General features: G+C 60.0%; 7 protein-coding genes and 1 pseudogene. 2 read left to right on the forward strand and 6 right to left on the reverse strand.

Annotated elements, in window-relative coordinates; all coding sequences use genetic code 11:
- Nucleotides 1-93 precede the first annotated feature (93 nt).
- Nucleotides 94-2,256 carry a hybrid sensor histidine kinase/response regulator gene (locus B0W55_RS06340; RefSeq protein WP_077045156.1) on the forward strand — a complete coding sequence of 721 codons (2,163 nt, stop codon included), beginning with the start codon at nucleotides 94-96 and terminating at the stop codon, nucleotides 2,254-2,256.
- Nucleotides 2,257-2,331: 75 nt separating this feature from the next.
- Here the strand turns inward: B0W55_RS06340 and B0W55_RS31510 are convergent, their stop codons facing one another.
- A complete protein-coding gene (locus B0W55_RS31510; protein ID WP_371807260.1) occupies nucleotides 2,332-2,580 on the reverse strand; it encodes a KGG domain-containing protein in 249 nt (82 codons plus the stop codon).
- Nucleotides 2,581-2,604: 24 nt separating this feature from the next.
- Nucleotides 2,605-2,766: pseudogene (locus B0W55_RS31070) on the reverse strand (general stress protein); the annotation flags it as partial.
- 262 nt (nucleotides 2,767-3,028) lie between these two features.
- Here B0W55_RS31070 and B0W55_RS06350 point away from each other — a divergent pair.
- Entirely contained in the window at nucleotides 3,029-3,586 is a 558-nt protein-coding gene (locus tag B0W55_RS06350; RefSeq protein WP_077045158.1) for an ATP-dependent Clp protease proteolytic subunit, read from the forward strand.
- Here B0W55_RS06350 and B0W55_RS06355 read toward each other — a convergent pair whose 3' ends face one another.
- From B0W55_RS06355 to B0W55_RS06370, 4 genes are all read right to left on the reverse strand, one after another.
- The gene (locus B0W55_RS06355; RefSeq protein WP_077045159.1) at nucleotides 3,587-4,123 is read right to left on the reverse strand and encodes a hypothetical protein; all 537 of its coding nucleotides are present in this window, start codon (nucleotides 4,121-4,123) and stop codon (nucleotides 3,587-3,589) included.
- Nucleotides 4,124-4,330: 207 nt separating this feature from the next.
- Nucleotides 4,331-7,225 carry an EAL domain-containing protein gene (locus tag B0W55_RS06360; protein ID WP_077045160.1) on the reverse strand — a complete coding sequence of 965 codons (2,895 nt, stop codon included), beginning with the start codon at nucleotides 7,223-7,225 and terminating at the stop codon, nucleotides 4,331-4,333.
- Nucleotides 7,226-7,599: 374 nt separating this feature from the next.
- Nucleotides 7,600-7,839 carry a DUF2790 domain-containing protein gene (locus tag B0W55_RS06365; RefSeq protein WP_077045161.1) on the reverse strand — a complete coding sequence of 80 codons (240 nt, stop codon included), beginning with the start codon at nucleotides 7,837-7,839 and terminating at the stop codon, nucleotides 7,600-7,602.
- A 267-nt stretch (nucleotides 7,840-8,106) separates the two neighbouring features.
- Nucleotides 8,107-9,552, reverse strand: coding sequence for a mechanosensitive ion channel family protein (locus tag B0W55_RS06370; RefSeq protein WP_077045162.1), 1,446 nt, complete (start codon nucleotides 9,550-9,552; stop codon nucleotides 8,107-8,109).
- Nucleotides 9,553-9,699: the final 147 nt, after the last annotated feature.

The following is a 9,699-nucleotide window of genomic DNA, read 5'->3' on the forward strand; positions in this document are numbered from 1 at the left end:
TGAACAATCAAATCGGTGCCTGCATTCGGTCATTCCGGTTGAACCTGCGCAGTATCGGCAAACTCGGATGCTGAAACGTCCACAGGTGATCACATGGCAATCGAGGAAACGCTGTTTCGCCAGCGTAAGGTGCTTGCCGAGTTTGGCGAGCTGGCACTGGCGTCAGATGACATCGAGTACATCCTTGACGAGGCGTGTCGCCTGGTGGGCGACGCCCTGCAGACTCACATGGCCAAGTTCATGTTGCTGCTCGAAGACGACATCACCTTTGTGGTCAGAAATGGCGTGGGCTGGGCACCGGGCGTGGTCGGCAAGGTGCAGGTCCAGGCCCGCCAAGGCACCCCGGAGTGGCACTCCCTGGACACTAACGGCCCGGTCATTTCCGTGGACATCGCTTCGGAAACACGCTTTCGCTACCACGATTTCCAGATCGAAAACGGCGTCAAAGCCTTCGTCAACGTCCTGGTCCTTGGTGCAGAAGGCGAACGTCCGTTCGGGATTTTCGAGGTCGATAGCCGGGTTCCGCGCCAGTTCACCGAAAACGACATCGACTTTCTTCGCGTCTACAGCAACCTGTTGGGCGCTGTTCTGACCCGCGCCAACACCCTGCAAGCGATGCGCCTGACGGAAAACAGACTGCGCGACAGCGAGCGCCACTACCGCATAGCCGCCGAGCTGAATCTGTTGTGGCCCTGGACCGCCGACGTCAAGGGTGAACTGCTGTCCATCGATCAGCGCTGGTATGACTACACCGGCCTGTCGCCCGAACAGACGTTGGGACGCGAATGGGCCCAGGCGGTTCATCCTGAAGATCAGGAAACGTTGAGTTTGCTCTGGGAGCGCTCCCTGGCCACGCTGCAGCCTTTCGACTCGCAGATCCGTCTGGGCACTCGCTCCGGTCAGCACCACTGGTTCCGCATCCGTGCGCTGTGCAGCCTCGACGTCGACGGGCACTGCGAGCAATGGTACGGCACCCTTGAGGACATCGACGATCGCGTGCAACTCGAGAGCGCGTTGCGTGACTGGAATGATCTGCTGGAGGATCGCATCGTCGAGCGTACCCGGCAGCTTGAAAGCGAACAGCAAGAGCGGGCGACGGCGGAGTTCAAATTACGCCAAAGTCAGAAGATGGAAGCGGTCGGTCAGTTGACCGGGGGCATCGCCCATGACTTCAACAACCTGCTGGCCGGCATTCTCGGCAATCTGGAGTTGATGCAAAGGCGCATCGATGCCGGGCGCTACGAGGAACTGGCGCGCTACAACGCCATCGCCATGACCTCGGCCTCTCGCGCGGCCGCATTGACCCAGCGCCTGCTGACGTTTTCCCGGCAGCAATCGCTGGAACCCGAACTGCTCGAGCCGCGCAAAGTGGTGGCCGGGCTTGAAGACATGATCCGCCGCTCCGTGGGGCCGAGCATCGCCGTGGAGTGTTCATTCAAGGCGAACGACCGGATCAAGTGCGATCTCAATCAACTGGAAAACGCCCTGCTGAACCTTGCCATCAACGCCCGGGATGCGATGCCCAATGGCGGCAGGCTCAGCCTGATGGTGGATCGCCGCGAGATCGATCAGGCGGCCTCGTCCGAGAAAATGTTGCCAACGGGGCAGTACGTGAGCATCTCGGTCACCGATACCGGCACCGGCATCAGCCCGGACATTCTGTCGCGGATATTCGACCCGTTCTTCACCACCAAGAAAATCGGCGAGGGCACCGGTCTGGGCCTGTCGATGATCTACGGCTTTACCCAGCAATCCGGCGGGCAGGTGCGGGTGCATAGCACCCTGGGCATCGGCACCACCGTGACCTTGTATTTTCCCGTCGATCATTCGCAACCCGGTGAGGTCCGGGCACCCGCGGACGCGGCGGCGGCTGCGCACGCCACCGGGCACAACGAAATCATTCTGCTGGTGGATGATGAAGCGGCGGTACGCCAGATGGCTTCGGAGCTGTTGACCGAAACCGGCTATCGGGTGGTGGAAGCGGTGGACGCCGTGTCGGCGATCAAACAGGCGCAGAAGCTGGAACACCTGGATTTGTTGCTGACCGACATCGGCCTTCCCGGCATGACCAACGGCATCAGCCTGGCCGCTGAACTCAAGCAACGATTCCCGACACTCAAGGTGCTGTTCATCACCGGGTTTGCCGGTGGTACCAGCCTGGTAACAGTCGATGCCACAACCCGGATACTGACCAAGCCCTTCAGCCTGGATGAGCTCAGCGGCAGGGTGCATTCGCTGCTGCGTACAGATGCCTGAGTCAACACCCTCCTTGACCTGCACATAAACCAAGCCCCGAAGGATTCGGGGCTTGGTCATCAGGCTTGCACATCATCAGGATTTGCGCCCTCCGCCGCCGCTGTGTTCACCTCCCTTGCGCCCCGCTTGCGAGGCTTTGTCGCGGTCATCGGCAAAGTTGCCACTGCCCGTGCGGCCCATGCCCTGCTTGTCGCTGTCCCATTGGTCAGCGTCGGCAGACTGACGTCCACCGGATGCCTGCCCGCCTTTCTGGCCAGGTTGGGTCATGGTGCTGTCATCGTCGGCAAATTCGCCGCCGCGATTACCCTGCCCGCCGCCGGCCATACGGTCGGCATCCCGGGATTTCTGCCCGCCGGACGCCTGGCCACCTTTCTGGCCGGCTTCAGAGGCACGTTGTGGGTCGTTGGCAAAATTGCCACCCGAGGCTTGTCCGCCTTTCTTGCTGGCTTCGGAAGCCTTGTCCCGGTCATTATCGAAATTGCCGGGATTGTTCTTACCTGTATTAGCCATTTCAGTTCACCTCTTGAATCGTCACGAGCATTGGCTCGTTTAATTCGGAGGACGCCAAAAATGGAAAGTTTGAACCAAAGCAGCCGGCTTGCGACGAGCGGATCGGGTCGGTTGGTTCCATTGAATACAGGGGATTTCGACTGGCGGTCGGGGTCTGCACAGAGGCCTGGCAGGCGCCTTTTTTGCTCGCGTACGGCCAGCTTTCACTAGACTGTATAGCCTGAGCTCAGCCCTTTAGGTATCGAACGCGGAAGGACAGTCGATGACCCAACACATCGTGCATTTTCACTGTCAGATCGATCAGGCGACCACCGAACGCTTCAGGGATTGCTGCCTGGAAGCCGTCGACCAGGGCGCCACCTCGCTGCTGCTCAACCTGTCCACCAGCGGTGGCAGTACCAACTTCGGCTTTACCCTGTATACCTTCCTCAAGTCCTTGCCGGTCCCGCTGTGCGCGATCAACGCCGGCAACATCGAATCGATGGGCATCATCATGTTCCTGGCGGCAGGAAAGCGCATCACATCGCCCCATTCGCGCTTTTTGATCCACCCGATGAACTGGTATTTCAGCCAGAAATCCGTCGACCACCAACGCCTGCGCGAATACCTGTCGAGCCTGGACAATGACTTGGCGCGTTATGTACAGATCTTCTCCCTGGAAACCGCCGATGCGGCGACCAAACTGGATATTTTCCACTGCCTGTCCGCCGAGGAAAAAGTGATCGCCGCCAATGAATCCCTGGCCTACGGCATTGCCCACGAGATACAGCAGATGGTGTTCCCCGAGGATGTCAAACACTGGAAAGTCAGTGGCAGCTGATCAGGCCCCGGGGTTGGTGACCTGAATGAAAATGGCCCAGGCGCCGAGCACGATCCAGAACGTGGCGAAGATCCATGGCGTGCGCACCGAGAACAGCAGCGCCTTTCGATAGCCTTTGTGGGTGGACTCACGCTCGCAGAACAACGGCGATTCGTCGTAGGCCAGGCCCATCAGAGGTTCGCTGCGCAACAGCTCGCTCTGTTTGAAATACCAGTGATCGATGATGTCGTACGCCGCGCGAATGCCCGGCCAGGCATTGAGCGAACTCAGCATTCCCAGCAGCGCCAGGAACGGCGGCACAACGAGCGTAAACAGCTTGCCCCACTCCGGATTGAGATTGGCCATGCACGAAGCGAACGCGATCACCAGGAAAGACTGCGCGGCCAGATAGGCATCGGTGCGATTGGACAGAATGCTGGTCTCGTACTGAATCTCGCGTCGATAAAAGTCCAGGCGCTCCTTGGGCGAGCCAAACATCTTGGCATTGTGCTCGGTGAGCTCGGTGTCGCTGATGTGGGACGTCAGAATTCTGGGCAAAACCTGGGGTTCCTGATCAAAGAGTGCGTGGGCAATGACCGGGTTTGCGCGGGGGTGTTCAAAGTATCTCTGAGCTGATGGATGAAAGGTGGGTGGTTTGGGTGCAGCGTCCGCGAACGATGAAGGACCTGTGGAAGCAGGCTTGCTCGCGAAGGCGTCGTGTCAGTCGACAGTGATGCTGGGGGCCGTTCAGGGGGGGGATGGCGACTACGGCCCGATCAGCGAACTGGCCAACAACGCCGCCAACCCCATCGGCTTGGCAAAGTAATAACCCTGGGCCTGTCCCGCACCCATTTCCCGCAGCAGGTCCAGTGTGGCCTGATCCTCGACGCCTTCGGCCACCACACTCAGGTCCAGGGATTCGGCCATGCGCACGATGGCCCGGACGATGGCGCGGCTGCGGGGGCTGCTGGTGAGTTCGAGAATGAACGACTTGTCGATCTTCAAACCGCTGAAGCGGTATTGGTGCACATAGCTCAAGGACGAGAACCCGGCGCCGAAGTCATCGAGCACCACCGACATACCGTTGTCGGCCAATTGCTGCATGGTCCGCCGGGCGATGGCCGGTTCTGCCACCAGCGCCCCTTCGGTCAATTCCAGGCAGATCCGCGACGGTTCAACCCCGTGCCGGTCCAACAGGGCGAGCACGTCACTGGCGAAATCCGGCCGGGCCATGCTGTAGCTGGAACAGTTGACGTGCACCGGGGGCCAGTTGGCGTGCTCGGGCCGGGCAAGGATCATGGCGATGCTGGTGAGCATGTACAGGTCCAGTCGCCCGATCAGGCGCAAGCCCTCGACGTCCGGCAGAAACTCACCCGGCGCTATCACCCGCCCGCCCGGTTGGTGCCAGCGGATCAGCGCTTCGAGGGCCAGCAATTCGCCGGTCTCGACACTGACGATCGGCTGGAAATACGGCAGCAGTTCGTCGGTGCGTTTGAGCGCATTGCGCAAGGCCCCTTCCCGCTCGACCTGATCGGAGACTTCCCGGCGCACTTCCTGGTTGAACACCGCGTAGCTGTCACGCCCGGCACTCTTGACCCGGTACATCGCCGCGTCGGCATCTCGCAGCAGGTCAGCCGGCTCCTGGTGGAACTGACTGTCGGCGCTGACGATGCCGATGCTGCAGGACGAAAACACTTCATGGCCATTGATGAAGAACGGCAGGTCGAACGCCGCCAGGATCCGCTCGGCAATCTCGACCAGTGCCTCCAGGGTTGCCTCGGGGGCCAGTACGGAAAACTCATCGCCCCCCAAACGCGCGAGCATGTCGGTTTCCCGCAGGCAGCTGCGCAACCGGTGGGCAGCGTGCATCAACAGCAGGTCGCCGAAATGATGGCCGAAGCTGTCGTTGACCATCTTGAACCGGTCAAGGTCGATGAACATCACCGCCAGTTGCCCGTCATCGTTGTCGAAACGCGACCAGGCCGTATTGAGCCGCTGTTGCAGGTAAGTGCGATTGGGCAGCCCGGTCAGCGCATCGTGGGAGTTTTCGTGCTGCAGTTTGGCGTTGGCGTGGTCGAGCTCGCGAGTACGGTCCTGCACCCGCGCTTCGAGCTTGAGGTTGGCGGCGTGGATCGCTTCGGCGGCGCTGCGACGCGACAACGCGGTGTCGATATGCCGCGACACGAAGGTCAGCAGTTCCTGATCTCGCAAGGTGTAGCCCACCAGCGAGGTGTAGCTTTGAACCGCAAGCACGCCGCGAACCACGTCGCCGTCGAACAACGGAATGCCCAGCCATGAATAGGAGCGCACCGATTCGTCGATTTCGATTTCACCCTGGTCCGACAGGCGATCGGCTTCGTGGGTGTCGATCAGGCAGGGCCGACGCTGGCGAATCACGTATTCGGTCAAGCCACGACGCCCGCGCCGGGCCACCGGGCGGTTGCGCTGTCGTTCATCGACGTAATAGGGAAAGGTCACTTCACCGTTGGTATCGTCGAACATGGCGATATAGAAGTTACGGGCGAACAGCAGATCACCGACGATGCCGTGCAGGGTTTGAAACAGTTCGGCCATATCACCCGGTCGGCTCGACAGTTCGGCGATCTGAAACAGCGCGCTCTGCAAATGTTCGGCACGTTCGCGTTCCGAGACTTCCTGGCGCAGGGCGTCGTTGAGCGCCGAGAGTTCCAGGGTGCGGCGCATCACTGTCTGTTCCAGGTCCTCGCGGTGCAGAATGCGGTCCAGCGCCATGGCCACGTGACGGGCCACCACCAGGAACAGCGCGCGATCCTCGGCGCTGTAGGTGCGGGAAACCTCGTAGACCTGCATGGCCAGCATGCCGAACACCTCGTCCGAGGCGTTTTTCAAGGGCGCGCCCATCCAGAACTCGGGACGATCGCCCACGCAATAGAAGCGCCCTTCTGCCTGGGCGGCGAGGATGCCGGCGGAGTCAATTAGCAACGGCTGGCCGGACGTCAGCACCTGGCCGGTCAACGACAGCCGTTTCGGGTCAAGGTATTCGTAGTTTTCCGACTCCAGGGCATCGACGTCGATGATGTCGACGTAATACGGGTAGTCGATTTTCCCGCTGTGGGGGTCATACAGCGCCAGGTAGAAGTTTTCGGCATCGATCAGGCTGGCCAACAACCGGTGAACGCCAACAAGAAACACCGCGCGGTCCCGGGTCGAACTGGCCAGGTAGGTGATTTCATACAACACCCGCTGAGTGATCTGTGCCCGGGCCAGGGTATTGGCCTGAACTTCGATGCCCAGGCGCTGGGCGAAATCGGCGAGTGCCGGTTCGCCGGCCTCTTTGGCAGGTGCCAGCAACCAGCCCAGGACGCTCTCGCCACGACCGGTGGGCCAGCGGTGCAGCCCCCGGGCCTGGCAAAAGGCGTCGAATTGGTCATGGGCAATGCTCGACGGCCATTGCATCCGCGGATCGCCCTGCCCGACCAGGTACAGCTGCTCACCGGCGCGATAAACCACCCACGCGGTGCTATGGCCCCAGTGTCGACCTGAGTCCAGCAGTTGTTCGATGGTGTCGTGATTGCCAGCGTAGGCCACAGCGGCGGTATCCGAATTCCCTATCAGTTCAGAGGCGACCAGGTCGCAGTCGTTCGATTGCCGCGGGGCGTCGGTCAATGGACGAAAACTCATCAGTGCTCCATGAGCCATTAACTGGCGATTCTCAACGACGGATTACTGGCGATTTGCCGGTGAGCTTCTCGTTTAAAGCTTATGGCGTTTTTTTTCAATGGTTTTATTTGCGTTGTTTGGAGTGGTTCCGCGTTTGGCCCCTGCCAAAGGGGGTGTGGAACGTTACCTCGAACACAGGTGTCAGCTGTATAAGGCGCCAACGCGTCGACCGTTTTCCAAAACAGAGGTGAATGTCATGAACAACATTATCTATCTCGTCGGCGCAGTGGTGATCGTGCTGTTTATTCTGTCGTTTGTCGGCATCGTCTGACCCTTTTCATGCACACATGAAAACGCCGCATCAAATGCGGCGTTTTTATTGCGGGTCCTGACAATCAACCATTTTGCTGACCATAACCCTGGATGGTGTAGTTAAGCGTGTGGGTCACGCCAGCGCTGTCGAGATAAACCATTTTCGAGTCGATCAGGCCGCTGACTTTTTCCGGGTCTTGAGCCGACTTGATGCTGATCACCTTGGCGACATCCAGGCCGTCGTGCCGGTCATATTGGGCGGAGTCTTGAGCGGCGGCAAACGCGCTGGCTAACGAGAGGGCTGCGAAGAGTGCGTATTTCATGATGGATCTCCAAAGTCAGGTAAGTTAAGTGAGCAAGTGGGTTGGTGTGTTTGCTCTCTTGAAACCAAGTATCCCGTCAGGAGCCCGTCAGTGACAGTTGGCGAAACTAATACCTGAGATTAAGAAAATCGATCGCATGAGATTAATTGTAGGAGCGAGGTTCACTCGCGATTGCCGTTAACGATAACGCTGGCTACCTGAGACCCCGCGTCGCTCTCAGGTTCATCGCGAGCAAGCTCGCTCCTGCAGTAGAGCGGCATCGGTCTATCAAACTCGGCTACGCAACCATTGCAGCAAGCCCCTTTTCTCGATGACCTTCGGTTCTTCCTGGGTCATCGTGTGGGCGATCTGCAAGCGGAAATCCAGCAGCGCCTTCATCGCCTGGCACATTTCGTGTCGAGCCTCGACACAGGGGCTCAGGTACTCCCTGTCGATTCGGTACAGGTTGCAGAAGGTAAACGCCGAGAATTCCGCCGGCAGCGCCGTACCCGAGACGATCCCGCCTTCGCCGATCACCTCGCCCGGCCCCATGCGCCCGGCTTCGAACTTGGTGCCTGCGCGGAACAAGGACACCGTCACCACGCCTGACTCGATGATGTACAAACTGGTGCTGACCTGCCCTCCGGCCAGAATCATCTCGCCGGGAGGAAAGGACTGCAATTTCATGTTCAGGCTGACGTGGTCCTTGTCTTCCTCGCTCAGGTTGGTGGCGAAAATACTCGTGTTGTCCAGCAGCGCCCGGGCCCGTGACTGAGCCGGCGCCCCTTCCTCTTCAATCGTCGACAGCCAACTGATCCCGGCGGCCAGCAAATGTCGATAGGCCAGGTCGTACATCTGGTTTCGCACCGAACGCTTCTGATCCATCGACACTACAAACACGGTGACTTCGTATTCCACCCCAGTGCTGCTGGTACTTTTGATCGTCACTTTGGGGGCTGGCTTGGTCAGCAGGATGCGGCAGCCCTGCGCGGCCCGTTCCAGGGCCTCGAACACCCTGTTGGGACGTACATGGGGGCTGATCAGCAAACTGATCGACACCCCGAACATGTCGCTGGGCCGGCTGAAATTGGTGATCTTGGCCTTGGCCGCCATCGAGTTGGGAATCACGATCATGCTGCCCTGGGAGGTCTGCAGGAAGGTGGCACGCCAGTCAATCTCGGTGACCCGGCCTTCGGTGCCGTCAATGGCGATCCAGTCATCGATCTGATAGGGCTTGGTGGTATTGAGGACGATCCCGGAAAACACATCGCTGAGGGTGCTTTGCAGGGCCAGACCGACAATGATCGCCAGGGCCCCGGACGTCGCCAGCACGCCCTTGACCGGCAGATTGAGCACGTAAGCCAGGGCGGCAATCACCGCGATCAGGAAAATCAGCGCCCCCAGCAAGTCCTGGAGCAAGCGCCCGGTATGACCGACCCGTTGCATCATGACCGTGCCGATCAACACCGTCAGGGTTCGCGCCGCGAACAGCCACCAGCCGATCTGCAACGCCGTGGCCGCCATGTGCAGCGGTACGTCTTCGCCCCAGGGCGCCGGCTCCAGCGGGCTCAGGCCTTCATTGAACAGCAGCACGCTGTACAGCGAAAAAATCACCAGCCGCACCAGCACCCTCAGGTGATGCTTGCGGGTACCGATCGTACGCCACAGCACCGCATCGATAAGGAACAGGACCAGGGCGCAGATCAACGGTCGCTCAGCGAACAAGGACAGCATCGGACACCCCCCCGGCAATTACGGACCATTGATGCAAAAGTATGGCTGCCAATCGGCAAAGCGACAGGCTGATGCAGCGGCGGGACGACAGGCGTGATTCGACGCGCTACTCGCTTCCTCAAGCGCCTGCGCGAATCCTGTGGGAGC

Origin of the sequence: Pseudomonas sp. KK4 (assembly GCF_001984065.1) — a bacterium.
In the GTDB taxonomy this organism is placed as follows: Bacteria; Pseudomonadota; Gammaproteobacteria; order Pseudomonadales; family Pseudomonadaceae; genus Aquipseudomonas.

Excerpts from the sequence above, each read along its gene's own strand:
- B0W55_RS06360 (WP_077045160.1), bottom strand. The coding sequence starts at position 7,225 with ATGAGTTTTCGTCCATTGACCGACGCCCCGCGGCAATCGAACGACTGC.
- B0W55_RS06370 (WP_077045162.1), bottom strand. The coding sequence starts at position 9,552 with ATGCTGTCCTTGTTCGCTGAGCGACCGTTGATCTGCGCCCTGGTCCTG.
- B0W55_RS06340 (WP_077045156.1), top strand. The coding sequence starts at position 94 with ATGGCAATCGAGGAAACGCTGTTTCGCCAGCGTAAGGTGCTTGCCGAG.
- B0W55_RS06365 (WP_077045161.1), bottom strand. The coding sequence starts at position 7,839 with ATGAAATACGCACTCTTCGCAGCCCTCTCGTTAGCCAGCGCGTTTGCC.
- B0W55_RS31510 (WP_371807260.1), bottom strand. The coding sequence starts at position 2,580 with ATGGCCGGCGGCGGGCAGGGTAATCGCGGCGGCGAATTTGCCGACGAT.
- B0W55_RS06350 (WP_077045158.1), top strand. The coding sequence starts at position 3,029 with ATGACCCAACACATCGTGCATTTTCACTGTCAGATCGATCAGGCGACC.